25 protein-coding genes and 1 tRNA gene are annotated in these 25,175 nt (G+C 59.8%); 11 read left to right on the top strand and 15 right to left on the bottom strand.

The window, feature by feature from the left end; genetic code table 11:
* Positions 1–12 precede the first annotated feature (12 nt).
* Positions 13–1,416 (top strand): hypothetical protein, encoded by a 1,404-nt coding sequence (locus ABL914_RS00585; protein WP_391561196.1) that lies wholly within the window; start codon positions 13–15, stop codon positions 1,414–1,416.
* Positions 1,417–1,474: 58 nt separating this feature from the next.
* Here the strand turns inward: ABL914_RS00585 and ABL914_RS00580 are convergent, their stop codons facing one another.
* On the bottom strand, positions 1,475–2,131 hold the full coding sequence (locus ABL914_RS00580; protein WP_391561195.1) for a carbonic anhydrase: 657 nt from the start codon (positions 2,129–2,131) through the stop codon (positions 1,475–1,477).
* 65 nt (positions 2,132–2,196) lie between these two features.
* On the opposite strand from ABL914_RS00580, the gene lipA reads away from it, so the two are divergent.
* Together lipA and ABL914_RS00570 are read left to right on the top strand one after the other, a co-directional pair.
* Positions 2,197–3,129, top strand: a complete 933-nt coding sequence (lipA, locus tag ABL914_RS00575) for a lipoyl synthase (protein WP_391561194.1) — start codon at positions 2,197–2,199, stop codon at positions 3,127–3,129.
* Positions 3,129–3,587 (top strand): type II toxin-antitoxin system RatA family toxin, encoded by a 459-nt coding sequence (locus ABL914_RS00570; RefSeq protein ID WP_391561193.1) that lies wholly within the window; start codon positions 3,129–3,131, stop codon positions 3,585–3,587. The genes lipA and ABL914_RS00570 overlap by 1 nt, the downstream gene beginning before the upstream one ends.
* On the opposite strand, the gene ABL914_RS00565 is transcribed toward ABL914_RS00570, so the two are convergent.
* The 3 genes from ABL914_RS00565 to ABL914_RS00555 all read right to left on the bottom strand — a co-directional run bounded on the left by ABL914_RS00565 (position 3,548) and on the right by ABL914_RS00555 (position 5,799).
* On the bottom strand, positions 3,548–4,042 hold the full coding sequence (locus ABL914_RS00565) for a CinA family protein (protein WP_391561192.1): 495 nt from the start codon (positions 4,040–4,042) through the stop codon (positions 3,548–3,550). The two genes, ABL914_RS00570 and ABL914_RS00565, sit on opposite strands and share 40 nt — an antisense overlap.
* Before the next feature lie 4 nt (positions 4,043–4,046).
* Positions 4,047–4,574: a hypothetical protein gene (locus ABL914_RS00560; RefSeq protein WP_391561191.1), complete on the bottom strand. Its 528-nt coding sequence runs from the start codon at positions 4,572–4,574 to the stop codon at positions 4,047–4,049.
* 73 nt (positions 4,575–4,647) lie between these two features.
* Positions 4,648–5,799, bottom strand: coding sequence for a bifunctional 2-C-methyl-D-erythritol 4-phosphate cytidylyltransferase/2-C-methyl-D-erythritol 2,4-cyclodiphosphate synthase (locus tag ABL914_RS00555; protein ID WP_391561190.1), 1,152 nt, complete (start codon positions 5,797–5,799; stop codon positions 4,648–4,650).
* A gap of 70 nt (positions 5,800–5,869) precedes the next feature.
* Here ABL914_RS00555 and dusB point away from each other — a divergent pair, with 70 nt between their 5' ends.
* From dusB to hflX, 7 genes are all read left to right on the top strand, one after another.
* Positions 5,870–6,886 carry a tRNA dihydrouridine synthase DusB gene (gene dusB / locus ABL914_RS00550; protein WP_391561189.1) on the top strand — a complete coding sequence of 339 codons (1,017 nt, stop codon included), beginning with the start codon at positions 5,870–5,872 and terminating at the stop codon, positions 6,884–6,886.
* The gene (locus tag ABL914_RS00545; RefSeq protein WP_391561188.1) at positions 6,886–7,971 is read left to right on the top strand and encodes a nitrogen regulation protein NR(II); all 1,086 of its coding nucleotides are present in this window, start codon (positions 6,886–6,888) and stop codon (positions 7,969–7,971) included. Before dusB ends, ABL914_RS00545 begins: the two co-directional genes overlap by 1 nt.
* Positions 7,968–9,371 (top strand): sigma-54-dependent transcriptional regulator, encoded by a 1,404-nt coding sequence (locus ABL914_RS00540; RefSeq protein WP_391561187.1) that lies wholly within the window; start codon positions 7,968–7,970, stop codon positions 9,369–9,371. The genes ABL914_RS00545 and ABL914_RS00540 overlap by 4 nt, the downstream gene beginning before the upstream one ends.
* Positions 9,372–9,436: 65 nt before the next feature.
* Positions 9,437–11,650: an ATP-binding protein gene (locus ABL914_RS00535; protein WP_391561186.1), complete on the top strand. Its 2,214-nt coding sequence runs from the start codon at positions 9,437–9,439 to the stop codon at positions 11,648–11,650.
* 22 nt (positions 11,651–11,672) lie between these two features.
* Positions 11,673–13,070, top strand: coding sequence for a sigma-54-dependent transcriptional regulator (locus tag ABL914_RS00530; RefSeq protein ID WP_391561185.1), 1,398 nt, complete (start codon positions 11,673–11,675; stop codon positions 13,068–13,070).
* A 137-nt stretch (positions 13,071–13,207) separates the two neighbouring features.
* Complete coding sequence (gene hfq / locus ABL914_RS00525; protein ID WP_391561184.1) at positions 13,208–13,786, top strand: RNA chaperone Hfq; 579 nt, start codon at positions 13,208–13,210, stop codon at positions 13,784–13,786.
* A gap of 47 nt (positions 13,787–13,833) precedes the next feature.
* Positions 13,834–15,114: a GTPase HflX gene (gene hflX, locus ABL914_RS00520; RefSeq protein WP_391561183.1), complete on the top strand. Its 1,281-nt coding sequence runs from the start codon at positions 13,834–13,836 to the stop codon at positions 15,112–15,114.
* On the opposite strand, the gene mazG is transcribed toward hflX, so the two are convergent.
* From mazG to ABL914_RS00475, 9 genes are all read right to left on the bottom strand, one after another.
* Positions 15,091–15,885, bottom strand: a complete 795-nt coding sequence (mazG, locus tag ABL914_RS00515) for a nucleoside triphosphate pyrophosphohydrolase (RefSeq protein WP_391561182.1) — start codon at positions 15,883–15,885, stop codon at positions 15,091–15,093. The two genes, hflX and mazG, sit on opposite strands and share 24 nt — an antisense overlap.
* Positions 15,886–16,118: 233 nt before the next feature.
* Positions 16,119–16,886, bottom strand: a complete 768-nt coding sequence (locus ABL914_RS00510) for an MBL fold metallo-hydrolase (protein ID WP_391561181.1) — start codon at positions 16,884–16,886, stop codon at positions 16,119–16,121.
* The gene (locus ABL914_RS00505) at positions 16,883–17,659 is read right to left on the bottom strand and encodes a TatD family hydrolase (RefSeq protein WP_391561180.1); all 777 of its coding nucleotides are present in this window, start codon (positions 17,657–17,659) and stop codon (positions 16,883–16,885) included. Before ABL914_RS00505 ends, ABL914_RS00510 begins: the two co-directional genes overlap by 4 nt.
* Entirely contained in the window at positions 17,659–19,218 is a 1,560-nt protein-coding gene (gene metG, locus ABL914_RS00500) for a methionine--tRNA ligase (protein ID WP_391561179.1), read from the bottom strand. The genes ABL914_RS00505 and metG overlap by 1 nt, the downstream gene beginning before the upstream one ends.
* Positions 19,219–19,247: 29 nt before the next feature.
* Positions 19,248–20,207 (bottom strand): AAA family ATPase, encoded by a 960-nt coding sequence (locus ABL914_RS00495; protein WP_391561178.1) that lies wholly within the window; start codon positions 20,205–20,207, stop codon positions 19,248–19,250.
* On the bottom strand, positions 20,204–20,830 hold the full coding sequence (tmk, locus tag ABL914_RS00490; protein ID WP_391561177.1) for a dTMP kinase: 627 nt from the start codon (positions 20,828–20,830) through the stop codon (positions 20,204–20,206). The genes ABL914_RS00495 and tmk overlap by 4 nt, the downstream gene beginning before the upstream one ends.
* Positions 20,827–21,999 (bottom strand): D-alanyl-D-alanine carboxypeptidase family protein, encoded by a 1,173-nt coding sequence (locus ABL914_RS00485; RefSeq protein ID WP_391561176.1) that lies wholly within the window; start codon positions 21,997–21,999, stop codon positions 20,827–20,829. The genes tmk and ABL914_RS00485 overlap by 4 nt, the downstream gene beginning before the upstream one ends.
* 41 nt (positions 22,000–22,040) lie before the next feature.
* A complete protein-coding gene (locus tag ABL914_RS00480; RefSeq protein ID WP_391561175.1) occupies positions 22,041–22,994 on the bottom strand; it encodes an SPOR domain-containing protein in 954 nt (317 codons plus the stop codon).
* A complete protein-coding gene (locus ABL914_RS00475; RefSeq protein WP_391561174.1) occupies positions 22,978–24,051 on the bottom strand; it encodes a lytic transglycosylase domain-containing protein in 1,074 nt (357 codons plus the stop codon). Before ABL914_RS00475 ends, ABL914_RS00480 begins: the two co-directional genes overlap by 17 nt.
* A gap of 75 nt (positions 24,052–24,126) precedes the next feature.
* Between ABL914_RS00475 and ABL914_RS00470 the strand changes: the two genes are divergently transcribed.
* Positions 24,127–24,216: transfer RNA gene (locus ABL914_RS00470), tRNA-Ser, on the top strand.
* A 4-nt stretch (positions 24,217–24,220) separates the two neighbouring features.
* On the opposite strand, the gene ABL914_RS00465 is transcribed toward ABL914_RS00470, so the two are convergent.
* Together ABL914_RS00465 and ABL914_RS00460 are read right to left on the bottom strand one after the other, a co-directional pair.
* Positions 24,221–24,619 (bottom strand): surface-adhesin E family protein, encoded by a 399-nt coding sequence (locus ABL914_RS00465; RefSeq protein WP_391561173.1) that lies wholly within the window; start codon positions 24,617–24,619, stop codon positions 24,221–24,223.
* Between the two features lie 19 nt (positions 24,620–24,638).
* The gene (locus ABL914_RS00460; protein WP_391561172.1) at positions 24,639–25,157 is read right to left on the bottom strand and encodes a hypothetical protein; all 519 of its coding nucleotides are present in this window, start codon (positions 25,155–25,157) and stop codon (positions 24,639–24,641) included.
* Positions 25,158–25,175 lie beyond the last annotated feature (18 nt).

Raw genomic sequence — 25,175 nt, 5'->3', positions numbered from 1 at the left:
GAGACGACTTCGATGGTTCGAGCCAATATTTTTGCCCGTTCTGCCATGGGTCTGGCGCTGGCAATGGGTGTTGCGGCCGTGGGGTTCAGCGCTGCTGAAGCCAAAGACAAGAAGCCGCCGGAAGCACCTGCTCCAAAGCTTAGCGATAAGTTCAAGCGGGCGGCCGGTCCGGCTATTGCTGCGCTGGAAGCTGCGGCCAAGCGGGCCGATGTTCTGGCCCAGCGCCAGAAGACAGTGCAGGCGCTTCAGAAATTCAACTCAACGCGAGACAAGGCCGCCAAGGAAGCTGCGCTGGCCGGTTACAACACCGAATTGGCCGCGCTTCAGGCGATGCTCACCAAGGAACTTGGCCTGGTGCAGGCTGCTGCCGCCGCTGCCGAAAATGCCGATGACAAAATGACAGCCGGTCAATTGCTGGCCTATTACGCCAATATTGCAATGGACAAGCCCAACCAGAAGGCCGGCCTGCAATTGCAGCTCGACAGCGGCAAGCTTAGCCCAGAGCAGGCGGCTTCGGCGCATCATGATCTTGGCCGGTTGGCGCTGGATGCGGGCGACTATCCCGGTGCACAGCGCGAGCTCAAGCTGGCTGTCGATGGCGGATTTGTGAAGGATGAGGCTGAATTCCAGCTGGCCAATGCCTATCTGCTCGACAAGCAACTTCCGCTTGGCCTCAAGCTGCTGCACGGCGCGATTGTTCGCAACGGCGCAACAACTCCTGAATATTGGATCGACAACGGGGTGGTGATTGCGTTCAACAACAAACTCCCCGCAGAAACGACCCTGCTGGCAAGCGATCTGGTGACCTATTACCCGACCAAGGCCAACTGGAGCCGGGCGATCTTCACGGTGACCACGATCAACAAGTACGCCGGGCAGGAACGGCTTGATCTGCTGCGGCTGCGCGATCGTACCGGCAGCTTTGAAGACGGCAGCGACTATGTTGATTACATCGTCTATGCTGATCCTAAGCGGCTTCCGGCTGAAGTCTTGCGGATGATCGATCAGGGCATCGCAGCCGGCATGATTACCCTGGCAACGCCTGTTGATGGCGTGGGTAACACCGTTGGCAAGCTGCAAACGCAAGCCCGCGGTCGCGTTGCCGAGGACAAGAGCCTGCTGGTTGTGCAAGAGCGTGACGCCCGTGGGCCACGCGCCGATGCCGCTACGGTGGTGGGTGCGGCCGATACTTTCCTCAGCCACAGCATGTCTGCCCAGGCCGAAGAAATGTACCGTCTGGCGCTGACCAAGCCGGGTGTTGATGCCGGCCGGGTCAACCTGCGCCTGGGCATTGCCCTGATCGATCAGGGCAAATATGCCGAAGCCATCGAAGCCTTTGCCAAAGTGACCGACGCCCGTGGGCCGATCGCCCAGCTGTGGACGGTCTATGCCAAGAACAAGCTGGCCGGGAAGTAGCCGGGCATCTTTGATTTAATGCAAAGGGCGGTGCGAAAGTGCCGCCCTTTTGCATGGATCAACTGAGGCAAGGCTTAAAGGTGCCGTCCGCCTCATCCAGAATATGCAGCAACCCGTCCGAGATCGCGAAGTACGCGCCGGTCAGCCGCAGCTCGCCCTTGCGCTCCTTGGATCGAACACACGGAAACGTTCGCAGGTTGGCTAGGCTGACCTTGATCCCTTCAAGCTCCATCGCCTGCTCTGCTGCGCGGCCATGAGCACCGTGGTGGGCCACTACATTGGCCCGGGCATCGTCAAGCATCGCAATCCAATCAGCGATAAACCCGCCTTCGCCGGGTTCGGTGCCGTGCATTTCCTGGGTCAACGCGGCCTTGCAGCCGCCGCACATGCCGTGGCCCAGCACCACCACTTCCTTCACTTTGAGAAACTGCACCGCAAATTCCAGAGCGGCCGAAACGCCGTGGTGGCCCGGAGTGGTTTCAAACGGCGGAACCATTGCCGCAACATTGCGCACGACAAACATTTCTCCCGGATCGACATCAAAGATCTGGGCGGGATCAACCCGGCTGTCAGAACAGGCGATCACCATTACATCGGGCGATTGCCCATCGTGCAAAGTTGCCCAGCGCTCGTGGTTGGGGCCCCAGCCATTGTCACGAAAGCGGCGATAGCCATCGATCAGGCGTTCGAATCCAGTGGAATCTTGTTCGCTCATGGTGGTTCCTTTGGCGGTGCAAATTCCGGCTGGCAACCCTTGGCCCATACGCCTATCTGGGCGCAATGAACGATCTAGCATCTGCTCCGAAATCTGAACGCCAGCGCAAGCCCGATTGGATCCGCGTTAAAGCGCCAACCAGCCAAGGCTATGGTGAAACCCGCAAGCTGATGCGTGATCTGGGCCTTAATACAGTCTGCGAGGAAGCCGCCTGTCCCAATATCGGTGAATGCTGGACCAAAAAGCACGCGACGGTGATGATCCTGGGTGATGTGTGCACACGCGCGTGTGCGTTTTGCAACGTCAAAACCGGAATGCCCCGCGCGGTCGATCCGCTTGAGCCTGAACACGTTGCAATCGCAGCGGCCAAGATGGGGCTAGAGCATATCGTGATAACCTCGGTCGATCGCGATGACCTGCCCGATGGCGGAGCCGGGCAGTTTATCAAGGTGATCAAGGCGCTGCGGGCCAATACCCCCAATACCACGATTGAAATTCTGACACCCGATTTCCGCGGCAAGATGCGTGAAGCGGTGGAGGCGATCGTTGCTGCCGGGCCCGATGTATACAATCACAATCTGGAAACCGTTCCGCGGCTCTATCCCACAATTCGCCCCGGTGCGCGCTACTATGCATCGCTGCGCCTGCTGGAAGAAGTGAAACGCCATGATCCGCTGGTCTTCACCAAAAGCGGCATCATGCTGGGGTTGAGCGAGCAGCGACTTGAGGTGCATCAGGTGATGGATGATATGCGCACGGCAGGGATCGATTTCCTGACCATGGGGCAGTATCTGCAGCCCACGCCCAAGCACACCAAAGTGATTGAATTCGTAACGCCCCAGGCATTCGACGCTTATGGTTCGATCGCCCGGGCGAAGGGGTTCTTGCAGGTTGCATCAAGCCCGCTAACCCGTTCAAGCTATCACGCCGGCGATGATTTCAAGACCATGCGCGCGGCGCGCCAGGCGCAGAGCGCGCGCATGGCTGCCAAACCCTGATGCCGGGGATCCACGAAGTCCGGCAGATGCCCTATTCGGCCGAACAGATGTTCGATCTGGTTGCCGATGTCGGGCGGTATCATGAATTTCTGCCGTGGGTGGTCGGCACCCGGGTGCGCTCGAATAGCGAAACCGAAATGATCGCCGATTTGCTGGTGGGTTTTAACGCGCTACGCGAGAAATTCACATCGCGGGTTATCAAGCAGCGCGCAGCCCAGATCGAGGTTATCTACCTTGATGGGCCCATGCGTGATCTGGATAATATCTGGCAGTTTCGCGAAACCAAAGGCGGCTGCGAAGTGGAATTTCTGGTCAAATTCACATTCCGCAATGCTGTGTTCGAAAAATTGGCCGGGCAATATTTTGACCGTGCCTTTCGCAAAATGGTGGGGGCATTCGAAGCGCGCGCCGATGCGCTTTACGGTTCCAGCAATTCCAGCGCCAACAGCGCCGCCTGAAGCCGCACCCCGGCCCGGTCTGGTGCATCGAAATAGCGCTCGTCGGTCTCTATTTCATCAGAGCCGCGAGTTGCCCGGGCGAACACCACCGTACCCACCGGCTTGCCATCGCTACCGCCATCGGGCCCAGCGATCCCGGTAATCGCCACCGCGATATCGGCGTTGCTGCGGTTTAGGGCGCCTTGCGCCATGGCCCAGGCGCAGGCGATCGAAACGGCACCGAAAGTCTCGATAATATCGCCCGAAACGCCCAGCATCTGCTGCTTGGCCGCATTGGAATAGGTAACATAGCTGCGATCAAGCACAGCCGACGAACCCGCGACTTCGGTTAAAGCCGCAGCGACCAACCCGCCGGTGCAACTTTCTGCCAAGGCCACAACCCGGCCTGCCGCGCGATTGCGCGCGACTGTGCGGGTTGCAGCTTCAATCAGCTTTCTGGGCAGCAGGTTGGTCATGCTTTCAGACAGCCTGACAAGTCGGCATTTTCTTGTCGTCTCGTGCCGCGATCATGACGACCTGGGTGATCATTTCTACCATGTTTGCGGCGGGCAGGGGAGCAAGCGTTGTCAGAACCCGGTCAATATCCTTGCAACCCTGCGGCTTGAGATCATCTACAAAACGTTCCTGGATCAGGCCTTCCATCAACGGGCCAACCAGGCCTTCGGGCAATTCGCTCAAGTTTTCGCCCGATTTGCCATCGCCTGAGCCGATTTTGCCAATGGCCGATCGCGCGCCTGGCCAGGCTGCGCTTTGGCCCAAGCGCAAATCGGCAACCAGCTTTGCACCCCTGGAATTCAGGAACGAATTGGCCGGCAGGATCGACGAGCACCGCTGAACCACTGCGTCGGCCACGGCGGGCAGGGCATAGCCCACCAATCCGCGCATTTCCGGTTCAGTCAGGCATTGCTTGGCCTGGGCCGCGGAAAGCTGTGCAGAGGCGGCCAGCGCAAGCAAACCGGCGCAGCGAAACAGGTTCTTGGCAATCATTGAGGAGACCCTTTTTCCATTTAATTCAGGATGCCTTGGAACGCGGCAGATTTCCATAGCTTTAACCGCATTGTCAGTTGGCAAATAATGTAACCGCTGCCTGCACCGCAATCCCCTCGCCGCGGCCGGCAAAGCCCAGTCGCTCGGTTGTGGTGGCTTTGACGCTGATCGCAGCAATTGGTGCGCCCAACAATTGCGCCAATCGCGCGCGCATCGCATCACGGTGCGGCCCGATTTTGGGTGCTTCGCAAATTATCGTAAGATCAACATTGCCGATGGCATAACCCAGTGCCGCGGCACGTTCGGCGGCGTGGATGAGAAACCGATCTGAGCTTGCCCCGCGCCACTGGGGATCGTTGGGCGGGAAATGCTGGCCGATATCGCCGTCTGCCAACGCGCCAAGGATGGCATCGACCAAGGCATGAATTGCAACATCGGCATCGCTATGCCCGGCAAGACCGCGATCATGTTCGATCCGGACACCGCACAGCCACAGTTCTTCTCCATCAGCCAAACGGTGAACATCATAGCCGGTCCCGATCCGCACCGGTGCGCGGGCCGGGCCAAAATCGGCCTGCGTTGTGATCTTGTGCAGCGCCTCGTCTCCTTCAACCAAAGCCACCGCAATCCCGGCAGCTTGCGCAACCTGCGCATCATCGCCGGCCGTAAGATCGCCTGGCCAGGCCCGGTGCGCGGCAAGGATCGCAGCATAGCGGAACGCCTGCGGGGTTTGAACCCGGCGTAAAGATTCTCGCTGAGCCGGGATACCCATCAAGGCCCCGTCGGTTTCGGTTAGCGAATCTATCACCGGGAGCACCGGGATTGCGCCCGGATTGGCTGCCAGCGCTTCGATCAATCGCGCGATAACGCCGCTGGGCAGATTTGGCCGGGCGGCATCGTGGATCAGCACCGTTTCCACTTGATCGCCCACCAGCGATTCCAGCGCGGCCCGCACCGAAGCTTGCCGGGTTGCGCCGCCTGTTACCATCCGGACGCCGGGCAGCCCATTCAGCGCTTCGTCCGCAATTGCCTCGGCACCTGCCGGAATTGCCACAACGATTGGTGTAATGCCCAGCCTGGCGAAGCTTTCAGCGCTATGGCGCAGCAGCGGCTTGCCGCGCCACAGGGCAAATTGCTTGGGCACGGGTTGCCCGGCGCGCAGGCCCGCACCGGCTGCAACGATTACGGCAGCGGTTCCGGCAGGAGGGGCAAGCGACTGGGGCACGGGTTGCCGGTAAAGGCTTGCCCTCGCTCGCGCAATTCCCTATGCGCTGCCCAAATTTTAGGCACACCCAATGAACCCGCTTCCACCACCGCCCAAATTGGCTCCGATCAAGGTTGGCCCCGTTACGATCGATTGCCCGGTGATCCTGGCCCCGATGACCGGGGTCAGTGATTTGCCGTTCCGCCGGCTGGTTCGGCGGTTCGGTTCGGGCCTCAATGTCACGGAAATGATCGCCAGCCCGGCGGCAATCCGCGAAACCCGGCAATCCGTGCAAAAGGCGATGTGGGATCCGGCCGAAGATCCGGTTTCGATGCAGCTGGTTGGCTGTGATCCGCTGCAAATGGCCGAAGCCGCCAAGCTGGTTGAGGATCGCGGAGCGGCGATCATTGATATCAACATGGGTTGCCCGGTGAAAAAAGTAGTCGGCGGCAATGCCGGATCGGCCCTGATGCGCGAAATTCCGCTGGCCACGCGGTTGATCGAGGCCACAGTCAAGGCTGTGCAGGTGCCGGTTACGGTCAAAATGCGAATGGGTTGGTGCCACGATAGCCTGAACGCCCCGGAACTTGCCCGGATTGCCGAAGACCTGGGCGCAAAGATGATTACTGTCCACGGGCGGACCCGCAATCAGATGTACCGCGGCGATGCCGATTGGGCTTTTGTCCGCTGCGTGAAGGAGGCGGTTTCAATCCCGGTTATCGTCAATGGTGATATCTGCGATATTGCCGATAGTGCAAAGGCGCTGGAGCAATCGGGGGCAGACGGCCTGATGATCGGGCGCGGCGCTTATGGCCGGCCGTGGGCGCTGGCGCAGGTAATGCATTGGCTGGGTAGCGGTGATCAACTGGCCGATCCGGATATCGATGCGCAATTCGCAATTGTGCTGGAACACTATCAGGCGATGCTTGATCACTATGGCAGCGAAACCGGGAGCCGCATGGCGCGTAAGCATCTGGCCTGGTACACGCGCGGCCTGCCCGGATCGGCGGCTTTCCGCAATCAGGTCAACTTTATCGATGATCCGGCCGAGGTGGTTCGCCAGTTGAACGGCTTTTACGGCCCGTTCCTGAGCCGGGCCGCAGCCTGATGGCCGATCCGCAGCTTCAACTTGCCAGCCTGTCGCTGGGTGTAGTTGTGCTGGCGCCGGGGCAGAAAGTGGCAGCTGCCAACCCCGCTGCTGAACAGTTGCTGGGGCAGTCCCTGCGCCGCCTGGAAGGACGCGCGCTTGGTGATGTGATGCGCTTTGACGAGGCCCGCTTGGCCGCGCATCTGGCGGAGGCCGATGCCCAGCTTTCAGCCCGGGCGACAACGATTGAAATCCTGGGTCAAGGCCGGCGCCGGGTTGATGTGACGGTTGCTCCGTTGCTCGATCAACCAGGCTGGCAAGTATTGAGCCTGAGCGATATTGGCGGTGCCGAAGCAATGCGCGAAACTCAGGCTTCCGCTGAAGACCGCCCGATCCGCGCACCCGATGTGCTGGCGCATGAAATAAGGAACCCCCTGGCCGGAATTCGCGGTGCGGCGCAGCTGCTGGGCCGCAAGCTTGAAGGCAGCGACCTGGCCCTGACCGGCTTGATCGCAGACGAGGTGGACCGGATCGCCAAGCTGATCGATCAGATGCAATCGCTATCGCGGCGCAGCGTTGCTGTGCTGGGGCCATGCAACCTTCACGAAGCAGTGCGGCGCGCACGCAGCGTTATCGAGGTGGGCGGCAAGGCTCCGCCGATTATAGAGGAGTTTGATCCATCCTTGCCGCCAGTTCTGGGCAATGCCGATGCCCTGGTGCAGGTTCTGATCAACCTCTTGTCGAACGCAGTTGAAGCTGCCGCGCATTCTCCGCAGCCGCAAGTGGCAGTGCGGACCCGCTTTGCCAGTGGCCTGCAGCTTCACCGCGCGATCGATGGCAGCGCGGTGCGTTTGCCGATCGAGCTGCGGATAAGTGATAATGGCCCGGGGATCGCTCCTGATATGCGTGATCATGTGTTCGAACCCTTTGTCAGCACCAAAAAGTCCGGGCAGGGACTGGGGCTGGCGCTGGTCCGGCGGTTGGTGGCCGATATGAACGGGCGGATCACCCATGACCGCGAAGAGGCCAGCGGGATGACTCATTTCAGGGTGCATCTGGCCTTGGCTGAAGAACGGCAACCCTTGCTGCGGGAGCACGCGGCATGAGCGTGCTGCTGGTAGAAGATGATCCGGGGATCGCGCTGGTAATCACCGCCGCGCTGGAGGCCGAGGGTTTTGCCGTTGCCCAGTGCGATAGCGTCGCCGAGCGGGATCGGCTGCTGGCGCAGCAGCAATTTGCCGCCATGATCACCGATGTGATGCTGACCGACGGCGATGGGATCGAGACGCTGGGCACAGTGCGCGATGCAGCGCCAGACATGCCGATTATCATCCTTTCGGCGCAGAACACACTCGATACCGCGGTCCGCGCGAGCGACACCGGCGCCTTCGAGTACTTTCCCAAACCCTTCGATATCGATGAACTGGCCCGCACCGTGCGCCAGGCGGTTGGCAATTCGGCACCGCGAGTGGCGGGGGAGGGCGATGATCCCGTCGCCGGCCTGCCGTTGGTTGGCCGGTCAGCACCGATGCAGGCGGTCTACCGGATGATCACCCGCGTTCTGCGCAACGATCTGACCGTCCTGGTTCTGGGTGAAAGTGGCACCGGCAAGGAACTGGTAGCAGAGGCAATCCACCAGTTGGGCCAGCGCAAATCCGGTCCATTCATTGCCGTAAACACCGCGGCGATCCCGGCTGAACTGATCGAAAGCGAGCTGTTCGGGCATGAAAAGGGCGCGTTCACCGGGGCGGTTGCCCGCCACATCGGCAAGTTTGAACAAGCCCATGGCGGCACGTTGTTCCTCGATGAAATTGGCGACATGCCGCTTGATGCGCAAACCCGGCTGCTGCGGGCACTGCAATCGGGGCGGGTCCGCCGGGTTGGCGGGCGTGAAGAGATCTCGGTCGATGTGCGGATTGTTGCTGCGACCAACCGCAATCTTGAACCGATGATTGCCGCAGGCCAGTTTCGCGAAGATCTGTTCTACCGCCTCAATGTCGTGCCCATAACTCTGCCGCCGCTGCGTGAACGGCCAGATGATGTCCCCGCCCTGGCACGACATTTCCTCCGGGCTGCTTTGTCCGAAGGGCTACCATTTCACAGTCTGTCTGATGCTGCGGCTCAGCTGCTGGCCTGTCAGCCATGGCGCGGCAACGTGCGCGAGCTGCGCAATTTCATCTACCGCGTGGCGTTGCTGGCCCGCGAAGATACCATCAACGTGGACAGCGTTGAACCGCTGCTGCGAGAGGTTGATTCAGGTTCCAGCACAGCGACCGGCAATGGATTTGAAATCGCCGCATCGCAGTGGTGGCAGGCTGATCGACCCGGTGAGGGCGCAGTCTATGATGCCGCGCTGGCCGCGTTCGAGCGTCCGCTATTCATCCTGGCGCTGCGTGAGACCGGCGGCAATCAATTGCAGGCCGCCAGGTTGCTGGGGATCAACCGCAATACCCTGCGCAAGCGCCTGACCGATCTTGAGATCGATCCGGGGGTAATTCAGCGCTGAACCGGGCCTGGCGCAGGGCGAATTGCCTTGCATTTTCGCAACACAAGTGTTGTATTTGCGCAACGATGGCTGAAAAGGTACTACTTGACCGCAGGCGGACCTGGCCACGCCTGTGGCGGCGGCTTCAAGTGGCAACGCGCCGGTCAAATCTGTTCACCGTTCTAGAAATCGGTTCGATCGTGGCGTTCCTGGGGATGACGGCTTTCACCTGGAGCCAGGTTACCGAGCGTTCGGTTGACGGACGTTTGCTGCCCAGCGAGCTGGCGGCGGCATTGCTGCTGGGCACTTTGGTGCCGGCAATGGCGATCCTGGTGCTGCTGGGGCGGCGGCTCGCGCTGCAACGGGCGGCTGAGCAGGTTGGGCGCAGCGGCCAGTTGCACGTCCGTCTGGTGTTTCTGTTCTCACTGATCGCCGCAATTCCGACGCTGCTGGTGGTGATCTTCGCTTCGTTCCTGTTCCAATCTGGCTATGAATTCTGGTTTTCGGACAAGTCACGCGGGCTGCTTGAAAACGCCAATCAATTGGCGCGCGGCTATTACGATCAGACCAAGCGCGACATGGAATATGAGTCCCTGGCAATGGCCGCCGATCTGCGTGAAGAGCTGACGGTGGTGCCGTTTGGTGGCCCGGAATTCCAGGATTACTATCTCTACCAGGTGCTCCACCGCAAGATTGATGAAAGCACGATTCTGCAAAAGCGCGCCGATGGCGGGTTGGACAAGGCAGCTTTCACGCGCGGAGATGCGCCGCTTTCCGAAATATCGGGCGATGTGCTGCGCCAACTGGACAAGGGCGATAACATTTCGGTTTCATCAAGCGACAACATGATCAGGGCGGTTACCCCGATTGATCGCAGGGCGGGAATTTATCTATACACCGTGCGCAAGGGCGATCTGCTTTCAGGCGGCTATGCCCAGAACATCGTGACTGCCTATGACGAGGTGAAGCAGAAAACGCGGATCCAGCAGCTGCGCTTCAATGTCTATCTGTTTGCCGCCAGTCTGGCGTTGGTCGGCTTGGCCGTTTGGTTTGCCTTGCGGCTTGCCGATCGGCAGGTGAAGCCGTTGTATGATCTGGTTGATGCCGCGCGGGCAGTTGGCGCTGGCAATTTTTCGATGCGGGTGGCGGGCCGGACCGGGACCGATGAGGTGGGCGAGCTCAACCGCGCCTTCAACCGAATGACCCAGCAATTGGAACGGCAAAACCAGGCTTTGCTAGGTGCCAACCAGCAGCTTGATGAGCGCCGCGCATTTATGGAGGCGGTGCTTGAATCGGTGACCGCCGGGGTGATCAGCACCAATGCCAAAGGCGAAATTCGCCTGATGAACGGATCAGCCCAGAAGCTGCTGCTGGAACGCGGCGCAAATCCGCCGATCGGGATGAACCTGTCCGAACTGGCCCCGCAGATCGCGGCCCTGGCCGAAAGCGGGGAGGACGGCGGGATCGTTCAGTATGCCAAGGGCAACGATTTGCTGACCCTGGCCGTGCGCGCCACCTCTGCGGCAGCGGGCCGGGTGGTAACGTTTGAGGATATCACCCGCCAATTGCTGGATCAGCGGCAGGCCGCCTGGTCGGATGTGGCTCGGCGGATTGCGCACGAAATCAAAAACCCACTAACCCCGATTCAGCTGGCAACCGAGCGGCTCAAGCGGCGATATCGCAAGCAGGTTACTGCAGACGGGGAACTGTTTGAGGAATTGACCGGGACGATCATCCGCCAGGTTGGCGAGTTACGGCGAATGGTCGATGAGTTCTCATCCTTCGCGCGGTTGCCAAAGCCGTTGTTCCGGGGCGAGGATCCAGTCGATCTGGCCCGCCAGGCGCTGTTTTTGCAAGAAGTGGCGCATCCTGACATCAATTTTGCGTTTTCCGCAGATGCCGATCTTGGGATCATAGCCTGCGATCGCCATCAATTTGGCCAGGCGATGACCAACGTGCTCAAGAACGCGGTCGAAGCTGTTGAAGCGCGGCAAAAGCAGGAACAAGCCGGTTTCCGCGGACGGATTACCCTGTCGATCAAAGGTGGCTCGGAAGATGTAACAGTGGCGATCTCCGACAACGGAACTGGGCTTCCGCAAGACCGCGAGCGAATAGTCGAGCCTTATGTCACCACCCGCGAAAAGGGCACGGGGCTGGGGCTGGCGATCGTAAATAAGATTGTCGAGGAACACGGCGGCGAGATGAATTTCGCCAGCGGTGATCCAGATGGAACCATAGTGTCCCTGCGTTTTGCCCGAGATCCCCTGGATGGGCAGCGCGGATCAGAAGCAGCGGAATAGGCTGTGATTGAGGAAGTTGGAAATGGCGCTTGAGATCCTGATTGTTGACGATGAACGCGACATTCGTGACCTGGTCGCGGGCGTGTTGTCCGACGAAGGCTACGATTGCCGGACAGCGGGTGACAGCACGACCGCGCTCGAAATGATCGATGAGCGCCGCCCAAGCCTGGTCCTGCTGGACGTATGGCTTCACGGCAGTCCGATGGATGGGCTTGAGGTGCTAGACGCGATCAAAAGCCGCGAACCAGAGCTGCCGGTGATCATCTTCTCAGGCCACGGCAATATCGATACCGCGGTTTCGGCAATCGGGCGTGGCGCGCTGGACTTCATCGAAAAGCCGTTTGAAGCGGAACGATTGTTGCTGCTGGTCGCCCGCGCGACCGAGACCGAGCGATTGCGACGTGAGAATGCCCGGTTGCGTGAAGGCTTTGTCACGGCCGACGAATTCACCGGCAATTCAAACGCGGTCAATCAGGTCCGCGCGACAATCAAGCGTGTTGCCAGCACCGGCAGCCGTTTGCTGATCAGCGGCCCGGCGGGATCGGGCAAGGAAGTGGCGGCCAGGTTGCTCCACAGCTGGAGCGCACGCGCGCATGCCGCGTTCATTATCGTCAATTCGGCCAGGATCACGCCAGAGCGGTTTGAACAGGAATTGTTTGGCGAGGAATCGGGAGGCAAGCTGATCCGGGCAGGACTGCTTGAAATGGCGGATGGCGGTACGCTGTTCTTCGATGAAGTGGCTGACATGCCGCTGTCCACCCAGGCGCGGATCTTGCGGGTCCTGACCGAGCAATCGATTGTCCGGGTTGGCGGCAGCCGCCAGATCCGGGTTGATGTCCGCGTTGTATCTTCAACATCGCGGGATCTGGAACGTGAGATTGCCGAACGCCGGTTCCGCGAGGATCTGTTTTATCGGCTCAACGTAGTGCCGCTGGCAATCCCTTCACTGGCAGAGCGCCGCGATGATATTCCAATGCTGGTCGATCACTTCTTTGCCCGCTTCGCAGCCGATCAGGGTATTCCACCGCCCGAAATCAGCGCAGAGGCGCTGGCCGCGCTGCAAAGCTATGAATGGCCCGGAAATGTGCGGCAACTGCGCAATGTGGTTGAACGGACAATCATCCTGACCCCGCGTGAGCGGATCGCGATGATCGAGGCTGATATGCTGCCGGCCGAAATTCTTTCAGGCCGGGTTGGCAATGGCAATGGCTTGCCATCCTTGATGGGGGTTCCACTGCGCGAAGCCCGCGAGAATTTTGAACGTGAGTATCTGCGGGTCCAGATTCGGCGGTTTTCGGGCAATATTTCGCGCACGGCCAGCTTTATCGGGATGGAACGATCAGCGCTTCATCGCAAGCTCAAGCTGCTGGGAATGGCCGAGCGCCGCGACGACGAAATGGATGACGATATCGACGTGTAACAAAAAAGGCGCATTTTGCGTTTACACAAGAGGCCAACGTTCGCTAGAATTGCAAAACTTACTACCGGCCTTTCTGCGCAACAGGATCGGCCAGCAAGCGGAGACAACAAGTCTTCGCCAACAAGAAGGAGCCAATGATGTCCTCGAAAACCCTGACTGCGCGCGCCCGCCCGGAAAAGGACGAAGCCGCTGAGCCAGCTGAAATCGCAGCTGTCACCCCGATCACTGGCAGCGCCAAGGGCCAGAACCTTCAGGATCAGTTTCTCAATCTTCTGCGCAAGAACAAGACCCCGGTGACCATGTTCCTGGTCAAGGGCGTCAAGTTGCAGGGAATTGTTACCTGGTTTGACAATTTCTCGATCCTGCTGCGCCGCGATGGCCAAAGCCAGCTGGTTTACAAGCATGCTATCTCTACAATCATGCCCAGCCAGCCGATTGATGCCGATCTGTTCGGTACCAGCGGGGAAGGGGGCAAGAAGGTTAGGCTGCTGCAGGAAGTGTTTCTTTCCAGCGTTCGCCAGGCCGGGGTCCAGGTCACCATGTTTCTGGTCAATGGCGTGATGCTGCAGGGCCGCGTTGCTGCCTATGACCTGTTCTGCATGCTGCTTGAGCGTGATGGCTATGTTCAGCTTGCCTACAAGCATGCAGTTTCGACCATTCAACCGCTCACCCCGGTCGATCTGACCGGCGAAGCCGAAGAAGGCGACGACGCCTGATCTTTGGTGAACAAACCGATGGCGAAGTAACCCGCGGTGCGCGGGTTGTGATCGTTTACCCAGAGTTCCGCTCTCGCGGGGGACCGGGCATCGATCAGGCCGCGCGGCTTGAGGAGGCGAAGGGGCTGGCGCTGGCTATTGGTCTGGTCGTGGTAGATGCCATCGCGATCCCGATCCGCGAGGCCCGCGCAGCCACTCTGTTTGGCGAAGGCCAGATCCAGAATATCGATGTGGCCTGCAACATGGAAGACGCCGGGTTGGTCATCGTCGATGGCGCGCTAACCGCGATCCAGCAGCGCAACCTTGAAGAGAAACTTAAGCGCAAGGTGATCGACCGAACCGGGTTGATCCTTGAAATTTTCGGAGAACGCGCAGCGACGGCCGAAGGCCGATTGCAGGTGGAATTGGCCCACCTTGATTATCAGGCCGGCCGCCTTGTTCGCAGCTGGACCCACCTTGAGCGCCAGCGCGGCGGCTTTGGGTTTCTTGGTGGCCCCGGCGAAACCCAGATTGAGGCCGATCGTCGCCTGATCCGTGACCGGATGGCCAAATTACGGCGCGAGCTTGATCAGGTCCGGCGCACTCGCGGCCTGCATCGCAGCCGCCGAGAGAAAGCGCCGTGGCCGGTGATTGCGCTGGTTGGCTATACCAACGCGGGCAAAAGCACATTGTTCAATCGGTTGACCGGCGCCGATGTGATGGCGGAAGATTTGCTGTTCGCTACGCTTGACCCCACGATGCGGCGAATCCGTTTGCCCGGGCTGGACAAGGCAATTCTTTCAGACACGGTTGGCTTTATTTCCGATTTGCCGACGCAGCTTGTTGCGGCATTCCGGGCGACGCTTGAGGAAGTAACCGCTGCCGACGTGATTGTTCATGTCCGCGATATCGCCAGCGGTGATAGTGCCGCCCAGAAAAGCATGGTGCTGGAAATCCTGGGCGAGCTGGGCCTGATTGAAGATGAAGGCGGTGTGCCCACGGTTCCGATAGTTGAGGCATGGAACAAGTGGGATCTGCTTGATGCAGAGCGTGCAGGCGAACTTGCCGAACAGGTGGCCGCGCGGCCCGGTGAGCCGATCATTCCGGTTTCGGCTTTGACCGGGGAGGGCTGCGACAGATTGCTGGAGGCGGTTAGCAAACTGCTTACTCAAGGTGCGCGGCTTCACAGCTTCGTCTTGCCGCTTGGTGACGGGCAGCGGCTTGCCTGGCTGCATGCCCACGGTGAGGTAATGGACGAGGCCGATGCCGGAGAGGATGAACGCGGTCCGCTCCGCCGCCTGGAAGTGCGGCTTGATCCGCGTGAATTAGGACGCTTTTCGCGGCTCTGATTGCTTCACCGCTTGCCACAGCGCTTCTTGCTGATCGAGTGACAGGGCGGCAAAATCCTGGCCACGCTGCGCCGCCAGTGCTTCCATCGCCCTGTAACGGCGTTCGAATTTCAGGTTGGCCAGCCGCAGCGCTTCTTCAGGGGAAACTGCGTAACTGCGTGCAACATTGACCGCAGCGAAAAGCAGGTCGCCAGCTTCTTCGGTGCGATGGGCCTGCGTTTTCGCCTCGGCCAGTTCTTCGATCTCCTCAGCCAGCTTTGCCGCCGGGCCCTTGGTATCGGGCCAATCGAACCCTTGCCTGGCAGCACGCTTTTGGAGTTTTTCAGCGCGCATTAGTGCGGGAAGAGCCAAAGCGACACCGTCCAGCCCGCTGGTGGCGCCTTTGGCCAGGCGCTCATCGGCCTTTAGCCTTTCCCAGCGATCCTCGCGGCTTTGATCATGGCCAGTCTGGTCACCAAAGATGTGCGGATGGCGCGATTCCATTTTCGCTGAGATCGCTTCGGCAATATCGTCAAAATTGAACAGGCCGGCTTCTTCTGCGATCCGGGCATGGAACACGACCTGCAGCAACAGATCGCCAAGCTCGTCCTTCAGCGCCGGCATGTCATCGCGCTCAATTGCATCTGCTACTTCGTAAGCTTCCTCAATCGTATAGGGTGCGATCGTGGAAAAGTTTTGTGCACGATCCCATTCACAGCCGTGTAGCGGATCGCGCAGCCGTGCCATTATCGTGAGGAGACGTTCAAGCGGGGGTATAGCCGGACCAGTCATATTGGAATGATAATATATATTATGTTAAATCAGATTGCACACAGGTCACACTTACGAGCCAAAACGCTGAACCAGAACAGTCAAGCCGGCAATTACAATCAACCACACAAAGGCCATCTGCAATTGCGTCTGACCAGACCAACCTGCTTGCGCCGCGCTGGATCGGTGCGATCGCCAATTAATCGCAAGCCAGCCCAGCGATGCAATCAGCATTACAACTCCGGCCGCCGACGTCATGCCGCAACCTCCAGCCCATCATAGCCAACCAGCACATGCGCCGGCACTTCGCCGGACAGCGTGGCATAATCCATCGATTTGTCGAGATGGCTCAGCACGCCTTGCCTGGCCCGCGTGGCCTCGATCAATTCAAGCGACATCGCCAGATGCGCATGGGTTGGATGCGGATCGCGGCGCAGGCAATCGACAACCAGCACATCAACGCCATAAAACAGATCGATCATTGCGCGGGTAATCTGGCTGAAATCTGTCGCATAGCCGATTGATTTATCGTCACAATCGAACCGGTAAGCAGTCGTCTCACTTGGGCCATGCGGCATCTGGCAGTGCCGGACGCCAATTCCGGCGCACATTCGCATCCGATCGAGCGTATCGAGTTCAACAAGTGTCGGATATCCATGCTGGCCGGCAAAGACATAGCCGAAGCGGCCACGCAGAATTCGGGCAATCTCGCTATGGGCAAACCCCGGAATTCCGCCACTGCGGCCATATCGCATAACCCGAAGATCATCGATCCCATGGACATGGTCGGCGTGTTCATGAGTCCAGAAGACCGCATCGATCCGATCAATATCGTTATCGAGAAGCTGCATCCTGAGGTCGGTTGAAGTATCTACCAGTAGCCGGGCTCCAGCCGCATTTTCAACCATGATGGACACCCGTGAGCGACGATTTCTCGGCTCGTCGGGATCGCATGATCCCCAATCGCGGCCAACCCGCGGAACGCCGGTTGATGTACCGCTGCCCAACACGAGCAGCTTCACAGCGCGGCCTTGGTAAATAGCCGCGTAAAATTGCGGGTTGTGGTTTCGGCCAATTGTTCTGGTGAAACACCACGCAATCCGGCCACGAACCGTGCAGTATCGACGGTAAAGGCGGGCTCACAAACCCGGCCGCGATGCGGGATTGGTGCCAGAAATGGAGCATCGGTTTCAACCAGTATCCGATCTTCTGGCAATTGCCCCGCTATGGCCTGCAAGTCTTTGGCATTTTTGAAAGTTACAATTCCAGAGAGTGAAACTGTCAGGCCTAGATCCAGCACTTTTCTGGCGAAATCAGCCGAAGCGGTAAAACAGTGAATCAGTGCCGGGAATGCGCCCTTCTCAATCTCTTCGGCCAGGATCCTGGCAGTATCGTCTTCGGCATCGCGGGTATGGATTATCAACGGCAATCCGGTTTCGCGCGCAACGGATATATGACGCCGAAACAAGGCTCGCTGCGTCTCGCGGTCTGATTGATCGTAATAGTAATCCAGCCCTGTCTCTCCAATCGCGATCACGCGGGGATGCGCCGCGGCCGCCAGCAGGGCACCTTCGCCCAGATCGGCGTGGCCATCGGCCTCATGCGGGTGGATCCCGACCGAGGCCCAGACATCGGATTCGCGCGATGCGGTGGCTATCACCTGAGCCCATTCGCGCTGGCGGGTTGAGATTGAGAGGAAGCCCCCCACCCCGGCTTCGCGTGCCCGCGCCAGCACGCCTTGCTGATCCTCTACCAGTCCCTTGTATTCAAGGTGGCAGTGTGAATCGATCAGCATCAGGCGGCGCCTGCGTCTGCCAGTTCCAGCCGCGGGAACAGCGGGCTGGGCGCAGCAAGTTTGAAATCACCTTCGGCCAGCGGCGAATACCAATGCTGGCCGATGCCTGCATAGCTGCGGTATTCTGCCGCGATCCCCATCAGATCAAGCAGAGCATCGGCTTTGGCCGGCACCACCGCCCGGATTCCCACGGCAAGCTGGGCGATGCAGATGTACAGCGTGGCGAGCACGGTTTCCATTCGCTCTGGGTCTGTCTTGCGCAGGGTCCACGGGGCTTGCTCATCGATATAAGCATTACAGGCGAACACGGCCTGCAGCCAGGCATCAATCCCCTGCTGCAACGCCAGATCATCAAACGCCGCAGGAATTGTTCGCTGGACAGCCGTTCCAACAGCATCGAACAATGCGCTATCAGCTGTATCGTGTCCACGGATCTGCGGCAGCCATTCAAGGTTCTTGGCGATAAAGCTTAGCGTTCGTTGGGCGAGATTGCCGAATGCATTCCCAAGCTCTGTATTCCCGCGCATCACAATTGCTTCAGGGGAATAGCTACCGTCTTGCCCGAATGCCACTTCGCGCATCAGGAAATAGCGCAGAACGTCTACGCCAAATGTACCCGACAGATCCATCGGATCGGTAACGTTACCCAGCGATTTGGATTCCTTCAGCCCGCGGTTGAGCAGGAAGCCGTGGCTGAATACGTGGTTTGGAACAGCGATCCCGGCGCTCCACAAAAAGGCCGGCCAATAGATCGCGTGGAACCGGGTGATATCCTTGCCGATCAGGTGCAGGTCGGCCGGCCAGTATCTCGCAAAATCACCATCCTCAGCCGGAAAACCCAGCCCGGTGAGATAGTTGGTGAGCGCATCTACCCACACATACATCACGTGCTTTTCGCTGCCCGGCACTTTGACGCCCCAATCGAAACTGGTTCGCGAAACAGAAAGATCGCGCAGGCCGCCTTCAACAAAGCGCATGATTTCGTTGCGGCGGCTTTCGGGACGAATGAAATCGGGCTGATCATTGTACAGCTTGAGCAGCGGCTCGGCGTAGTTTGACAGGCGGAAGAACCAGGATTCCTCAACAGTCCATTCAACCGGGGTGCCTTGAGGAGAAAGCTTCTCACCCCCTTCCCCTGCTACCAGCTCACTTTCATCATAATAGGCCTCGTCGCGGACCGAATACCAACCTTCATAGCGATCAAGATAGAGATCGCCTTTGGCTTCCATCCTGCGCCACAGTTCCTGACTGGCAGCATGGTGGCGTGCTTCGGTGGTGCGCATAAAAACATCATACGAGATGTTCAATCCATCGCACATATCAATGAAATACTGCGCCATTTCATCAGCCAGTTCCTTTGGCGTCTGGTTCCGCTCACGGGCTTTTTGCGCCATTTTCAGGCCGTGCTCATCGGTTCCGGTCTGAAACCGAACATCGCGGCCCTGCATGCGTTGATGGCGCGCGATTACATCAGCGGCGATCGCCTCATAGGCGTGGCCTATGTGGGGCTTCCCATTGGGATAGGAAATTGCGGTGGTGATATAGAATGGTTCGGCCATGGCCGGGCACTGACTTTCAAAAAACGGGATCAAGCCGCCTCTCTAGGCATGGCGAGCGAAGCCAGCAAGGCTCCGATTTCCATGGCGACCAGGCCGGGATCAAAGTTGTAGGTGGGGAGCTGACCGGCCAGCTTGACCAGTTCACCATGTGCGGCGATCGCCACGGCATCGCGGTGGCGGTTATGACCAAGCCCGGCAGACACGACGCTGCAGGCCAGATCGATCGCGGCCAGTTGCCGTTCGCGATCGGGCCGCGCGCCCAGTTCCTCGGCAAAAGCACCGCGCAGCGCGAAATGCTCATCGCCATGGCTCACCAGTTGCAGCATCAGTGCGTGCAGTTTGCCCAGTTTCTGTTCGACGAAGCCCAGCGCCGCGCCGGGTGAACCCTTGGCCGCGGCAACGGCAGCGGCGCGGGCGGCGGCATCAGCTTGGGGGGCATCGCGGCAAAGCACCTGATCCACATTGGTGTCGCTAAGCGGAGCAAATCGAAGCATCCGGCAGCGCGATCGAATTGTCGCCAAAAGCCTGCCCGGACGGTGCGTAACAAGCAGGAAGAACGTGCCGATCGGCGGTTCTTCCAAGCTTTTAAGCAGCGCGTTGGCCGCAGCTTTTTCCAGATCATCGGCCGGATCAAGGATCACCGCGCGGCGGCTGCCCAATGTTGGGCGCGTTGTCAGGCGGTGCTGGACCAAGCGAATCTCGTCGATCGGGATTGATCGTTTGCGGCGATAGTCCCCGCCATCTTCCCGCTTTTTGGCCTCTTCCTTGTTTTCGGGTGGATGCTCGGGGATCAGCACATCGGGGTGCATTGCCAATGGGGGTTGGGAAACGCCCGGTTCGGCCACAAGTTCTGCCGCGGCGGCCCGCGCGAACAGCCCTTTGCCCTGACCCTTGGGGCCAACCAGCAGCCAGGCGTGGTGCATCCGCGCCGATCCCAGCGCCGCGCGCCATTGGCGCCAGGCTTCGTCGTGGCCGTAAAGCTGAGTCACCGCAGCGAGCCAATCGCAGCCAGTACAGCCTGCGAAACGAGTTCCTGGGATGCGTTGCCATCGATCCGCGCAAACCGCATGGGTTGCTGTTCTGCCAACCGGGCGAACGCAGCAGCAACCCGGGCGTGGTAAGCTTCGCCTCGCCCTCCAATCCGGTCAGCCGCATCACCGTCTCTTGCTGCCGCCCGCGCAGCGGCGATTGCAGGAGATACCTCGATCAGGATTGCCATATCCGGCAGCAGCCCGCAGCTGCCAACCTGGTGCAGCGCCATAATATCTGCATCGCCCAGCCCCCCTGCTCCGCCCTGATAGGCCCGGCTTGAATCAACAAACCGATCGCAGATAACCCACTTTCCCGCTTCAAGCGCAGGCAAGATCCTTCGTTCGACATGATCAGACCGCGCGGCAGCGAACAGCAAGGCTTCCGCGCGCGGATGCCAGCCATCCCCCGCGGTGCCCAGAAGCAGCGCACGGATAGCCTCGGCCCCGGGTGTACCACCAGGTTCACGGGTGATTTCACAAGCTATTCCGCGCGCTTCAAGCGCCTGCGCCAGAAGCCTGGCCTGGGTGCTCTTGCCAGCCCCCTCCCCACCTTCGAATGCTATGAATTTTCCTCGCGTCATTCAAACAGCCCTAGCAGGGCATTGACGATCCTGTCGATTGGTCCTGCGGGGCTGACGGCGTTGAGACTGACCAGCGGCAGGCTATGAACGGGTTGCCCGGGTATTGTCAGTTCGAGCGTGGCCAGCGGGGTCCCGCCTTCAAAGGGTGCCTTCAGTGGTCCGGAATAGACAATCCGTCCGGTCACTTTGGGTTGTTGGCCTTTGGGCACCGACAGTGCGAAGGCGCGCGGCACAATCAGCGGGACGCGGCGTTGGTTCCCGCCTTGCACTTTCGCTTCGCCGATCACCGTTCCAGCCGGAAGGAACGCATAGCTTTGCCATGCCGAATAGCCCCATTCGGCCAGGGCCTTGGCGGCAGCTGCGCGGCCAGGTTCAGTTGGTGATCCACCTATCACCAGCACCAGCCTGCGCCCATCGCGCTCCACCGCGCCAAGGAAGTTGAAGCCTGCTTCAAATGTATGGCCGGTCTTTATCCCGTCAGCGCCGAGAAGCACACCTGCAAAGGGATCGTGGCTGTTGTATTGCCCGCCGCGCCACTGCATCGATCTTTTGCCAAAATACTTCGCATAAAGCGCGGGGTGCTGTGTGATGAGAGCGGTCGCCAGCCGAACCATATCGTTGGCAGTAACATAGGTTTGCCCGCGATCGGGAAAGCCGCTGGGATTGCTGAAATGGCTGCCCTTCATTCCCAATGCGGCGGCACGGGTATTCATGTGTGCAGCGAATGCCTCAACCGATCCGCTGGCGGCTTCGGCCAGGGCAACCGCTGCATCGTTGGCCGAAACCGTGGTAGTGCCCATCAACAGATCGCCGATCTTGACCCGTTCGCCCGGCCGCAAGTTCAGCGATGTGCCCTTCCCTGCCCAGCGATTTGCCGTTTCAGGCCGGACCATAACCACGGTATCTTCGTGCAGCTTTTTCGCCTTTATCAGATCAAACGCGACCAGCGCAGTCATCGCCTTGGTCATGGATGCGGGCAGAAATCGCTTGTCGGCTTCGCGCGCGAAAAGGACCTGTCCGGCGCTGAGATCTGCCAGCAGCGCAACAGGAGCCTGCGATGCCGATGGAAGATTGGCGGCATTGTGCGGGAGGTCAATCGCCAATGCCATCGCCGCAGCCAGACCTGGCAGAACCAGCAGGCACAGCAAAGCCAACAGTCTGGTTTTCACGCCTTGCCCCCCACGCCGCCGGCGCAAGGGAGCCAACCGGGCTACTTTGCGCTTTGGATTCGGGCGTCTTTATAACCAGCCGCGCGGGCTTTGGCCAAGGCGGCCTTGGCTTGGGCTTCGGTGGCATACGGCCCCATCCGAACCCGCCAGAGGTTTCCTGACTGGATCAGCGATCCGCCAATCTTTGCTGCTGCCGATTTAGCATTGGCCTGGCTTGAGAAAGCCCCAACCTGGACGAAGAAGTTACCCCGTGCCGCAGCCGGTGCCGGTGCTGGTGCAGGCGTTGGACGGGGCTTGACAACCGGGGCCGGCGCGGGGGCTGGCTTTGGCTTTGGCGGAGCAACCGGAACCGGCTTGGGTTTGGGTTTGGTCGATATGACCGGCGCTGGGCTTGGCGATGGTGCCGGTGTTGCTTCGGGCGAAGGACGCGTGACCCCTTCCTGCAGATCCAGCTTGCGCTGCAAAACCGTCAGCAAGGATTTGGGCGTGTCCATCCGGGCCGGCGCCGCCTGGCCAGCGCGCAGGATGGCGCGATCGGGCTCAACCGGATTGACCCGGCGAACCCGCACCGCGGCTTGCGGCCGGCCGACAAGCCCCAATTGCGCTGCGGCACCTGGGGAAAGCTCGATCACCGAATTGCTGTTCATCGGCCCACGGCGCTCAACCCGGACAAGGATTGTCTTGCCGGTCGAAAGTTCGGTTACTTCGATATAGCTGGGTAGCGGCAAGGTGTGATGGGCAGCGGTCACGCTGGCCCCGCCTTCATCACCAAGCACGGCACGGCCAACCACATCGTAGTTCATCATATCGCTGGGGCTGTAGGTTACACCGCCGACAGAATAGGCCGGGCCAATCACAACCGGATAATCACCAGCAGGCCCGGTGGTGGACATCGGAGCTTGCGGCGCGGAATTCACGCCGGATCCAACACCCCCGCAGGCGGCCAAAACAGTCAGCGCCGCAAGCGGCAGGATTTTTTCAACGCGAAATTTCATCTGCAAGCAACCCCACGGACAGTGCGTAGTAGTTCGAGCAGTTATAATGCAGGATCACCCGATAATTCCCGGTTAACAGGAATGAACCATTTTCAGGGCCATCGGGTTCAAACAGCACGGCCATGGTTGAATCGGCAATCGCTGCACGCGGGGAAATACCCAGCGCTTTCCATTCCCCAACCGTTTTCCAGACCGAATGGCGGGCGTGGACCCGCGGGCAGCTGGGCGCTTCGAGCCGCTCGGTCAGCAGGCTGCGGTCAAGCCCGGCCGGAGCGCTGACCCGCACGCCCCATGGTTCCCCAGTGCGCCACCCGGCGTCGTCGAAATAGTTGGCGATAGAGGCCAGCGTATCGGCATTGCTGTGCCAGATATCTGCAAATCCATCGCCATCACCATCGCGGGCCAGGCGCAGGTACATACTGGGCAGAAACTGCGGATTGCCAAACGCCCCGGCCCAGCTGCCGATCATCTTGCTGCGCGGCACCCCGCGATCTGCCATCTTCAAAAGGGCAATGAATTCGCCTTCAAACAGCGCGCGGCGGCGCCCGTCATAGGCCAGCGTTGCCAAAGACCGGGCCAGATCAAAGTTACCTTTGACCTTGCCGTAAAACGTTTCATGTCCCCAGATTGCGACCAAAACCTTGGCTGGAACACCGTACTTGGCTTCGATCCCCGGTATTATCGCGGTATTGCTGGCCAGCGCATTTCGCCCGCCATTGATCCGCGCGGCATCAACGTGGCTGCGGTAATAGGCCCAGAACGCTGGCGGCGAATTGGGATTGCTGCCCGGCTGTGCCCGATCAAGCGAAACCACTTTGGGATTATAGGTCAACCCGGAAGTCATCGCATCAATCGTGACCTGCCGAACTCCTTCGCCGCGCGCCCGCGCTCCCACCAGCTGCAGATAATCGGCAAAACCGGCATCAGGCTGCGGCGATGCTGCCGGCGCCGGCTGGACCACCGGCACTCCCACCTGCGCATTGCCCTGCGGCGCTGAAAACAGCGCAGCGGCCAGGCCCAGCGGGGCAGCAAGGCGGATCGAATGAAGCGTGCTCATATTGCCTTGTCGCATAATGGGTGCGATTCGGGAATTGCCGAGAGCAATCAAACCGTCTAGCGGCGCTCGTTGTGCGGACAGGTGGCCGAGTGGTTTAAGGCAGCGGTCTTGAAAACCGCCGTGGGTGAAAGCTCACCGTGGGTTCGAATCCCACCCTGTCCGCCAATTTCTATTTGCTGCAGACAAATTGCTGCACTTCGGAACCAACCGAATCCGGTTCGATTGCTGTCCAGGATTCGGGATCCACGTTTTCGAACTGTTCGGACCGCCCGCCGCCATAGGTGATGGTCATCCGGATCGGCAGGCTCATCAGGGTTTTGCAGTTGACCCGGGATTCGGACACAACCTCCTTCCATCCATCCGGATCGCCGTTCATCTCGGTGCGTTCGGTAAAATCGACTGTATCGCCGCTGCGCTTGATCGAGCTGGTATCAACGCAGTGCTTGCTGGATCCGTCCTCGCTTTCGCTAACCCGCTTCCACTTGGGGCCGGCAGCCATGGAAGGCTGGGCCAGAGCAATCTGCCCGGCAAGAATGGCAAGCATTATGAACGGCTTGGTCATTTCCATCAGAGTGGCTCCTTTATATTCAATTCCCGCCGAATTTGGCCGCAAGCTGCTTGATACCCTCGATCAGCACGCCGAAGAACAGCCCTCCGATCACCACGCTAAGAACCAGTTCGGTCCAGTTGACGCTAAGCTGGACCAGCGGGGCTGCCGCGATAGTCAGGAACAGTGTGGTTGAAGAATTGACCGCAAATGGCAGCGTCTTGATCACATCGAGATAGAGCGCGGCCACAATCAAGAGCAGCCCGGCGGCGATGCCTGCCCCGCCCCAGCTGCCCGTGGCGAAAACCACAAACCAGGCCAGAAAGATCCCGATCAATGCGCCAGTGATCGCCGATGGCAGGCGCTTTATCTCCATCGCTTCGTTATTAGCCCAATGCCACAGCAGCAGGAAGCCGCCGAACAAGGTCTTGTCATCGCTGAAGAACTGCATCCCGACCACGACCCATGCCGCGATGACGACAAGCACAATTGCGGTGATTGCAACGCCGGCCAGCGGCCCGGGCGCTTGTCCTTCAACGACGGATGTAGCCTCGGTCATTCACGCAGTCCCTTCCAA

It is taken from the genome of Novosphingobium sp. (assembly GCF_040079535.1).
GTDB lineage: Bacteria > Pseudomonadota > Alphaproteobacteria > Sphingomonadales > Sphingomonadaceae > Novosphingobium.
This window is presented reverse-complemented; position numbering and strand designations above follow the sequence as displayed.

What these genes read in the sequence shown, in the direction of transcription:
- ABL914_RS00540 (WP_391561187.1), top strand. Translation starts at nt 7,968, where the DNA reads ATGAGCGTGCTGCTGGTAGAAGATGATCCGGGGATCGCGCTGGTAATC.
- ABL914_RS00505 (WP_391561180.1), bottom strand. Translation starts at nt 17,659, where the DNA reads ATGCTGATCGATTCACACTGCCACCTTGAATACAAGGGACTGGTAGAG.
- ABL914_RS00580 (WP_391561195.1), bottom strand. Translation starts at nt 2,131, where the DNA reads ATGAGCGAACAAGATTCCACTGGATTCGAACGCCTGATCGATGGCTAT.
- ABL914_RS00475 (WP_391561174.1), bottom strand. Translation starts at nt 24,051, where the DNA reads ATGAGCACGCTTCATTCGATCCGCCTTGCTGCCCCGCTGGGCCTGGCC.
- mazG (WP_391561182.1), bottom strand. Translation starts at nt 15,885, where the DNA reads ATGACTGGTCCGGCTATACCCCCGCTTGAACGTCTCCTCACGATAATG.
- ABL914_RS00545 (WP_391561188.1), top strand. Translation starts at nt 6,886, where the DNA reads ATGGCCGATCCGCAGCTTCAACTTGCCAGCCTGTCGCTGGGTGTAGTT.
- ABL914_RS00565 (WP_391561192.1), bottom strand. Translation starts at nt 4,042, where the DNA reads ATGACCAACCTGCTGCCCAGAAAGCTGATTGAAGCTGCAACCCGCACA.
- ABL914_RS00530 (WP_391561185.1), top strand. Translation starts at nt 11,673, where the DNA reads ATGGCGCTTGAGATCCTGATTGTTGACGATGAACGCGACATTCGTGAC.
- ABL914_RS00535 (WP_391561186.1), top strand. Translation starts at nt 9,437, where the DNA reads ATGGCTGAAAAGGTACTACTTGACCGCAGGCGGACCTGGCCACGCCTG.
- tmk (WP_391561177.1), bottom strand. Translation starts at nt 20,830, where the DNA reads ATGACGCGAGGAAAATTCATAGCATTCGAAGGTGGGGAGGGGGCTGGC.
- dusB (WP_391561189.1), top strand. Translation starts at nt 5,870, where the DNA reads ATGAACCCGCTTCCACCACCGCCCAAATTGGCTCCGATCAAGGTTGGC.
- ABL914_RS00570 (WP_391561193.1), top strand. Translation starts at nt 3,129, where the DNA reads ATGCCGGGGATCCACGAAGTCCGGCAGATGCCCTATTCGGCCGAACAG.
- ABL914_RS00480 (WP_391561175.1), bottom strand. Translation starts at nt 22,994, where the DNA reads ATGAAATTTCGCGTTGAAAAAATCCTGCCGCTTGCGGCGCTGACTGTT.
- lipA (WP_391561194.1), top strand. Translation starts at nt 2,197, where the DNA reads ATGAACGATCTAGCATCTGCTCCGAAATCTGAACGCCAGCGCAAGCCC.
- hfq (WP_391561184.1), top strand. Translation starts at nt 13,208, where the DNA reads ATGTCCTCGAAAACCCTGACTGCGCGCGCCCGCCCGGAAAAGGACGAA.
- ABL914_RS00560 (WP_391561191.1), bottom strand. Translation starts at nt 4,574, where the DNA reads ATGATTGCCAAGAACCTGTTTCGCTGCGCCGGTTTGCTTGCGCTGGCC.
- ABL914_RS00465 (WP_391561173.1), bottom strand. Translation starts at nt 24,619, where the DNA reads ATGGAAATGACCAAGCCGTTCATAATGCTTGCCATTCTTGCCGGGCAG.
- ABL914_RS00585 (WP_391561196.1), top strand. Translation starts at nt 13, where the DNA reads ATGGTTCGAGCCAATATTTTTGCCCGTTCTGCCATGGGTCTGGCGCTG.
- ABL914_RS00460 (WP_391561172.1), bottom strand. Translation starts at nt 25,157, where the DNA reads ATGACCGAGGCTACATCCGTCGTTGAAGGACAAGCGCCCGGGCCGCTG.
- metG (WP_391561179.1), bottom strand. Translation starts at nt 19,218, where the DNA reads ATGGCCGAACCATTCTATATCACCACCGCAATTTCCTATCCCAATGGG.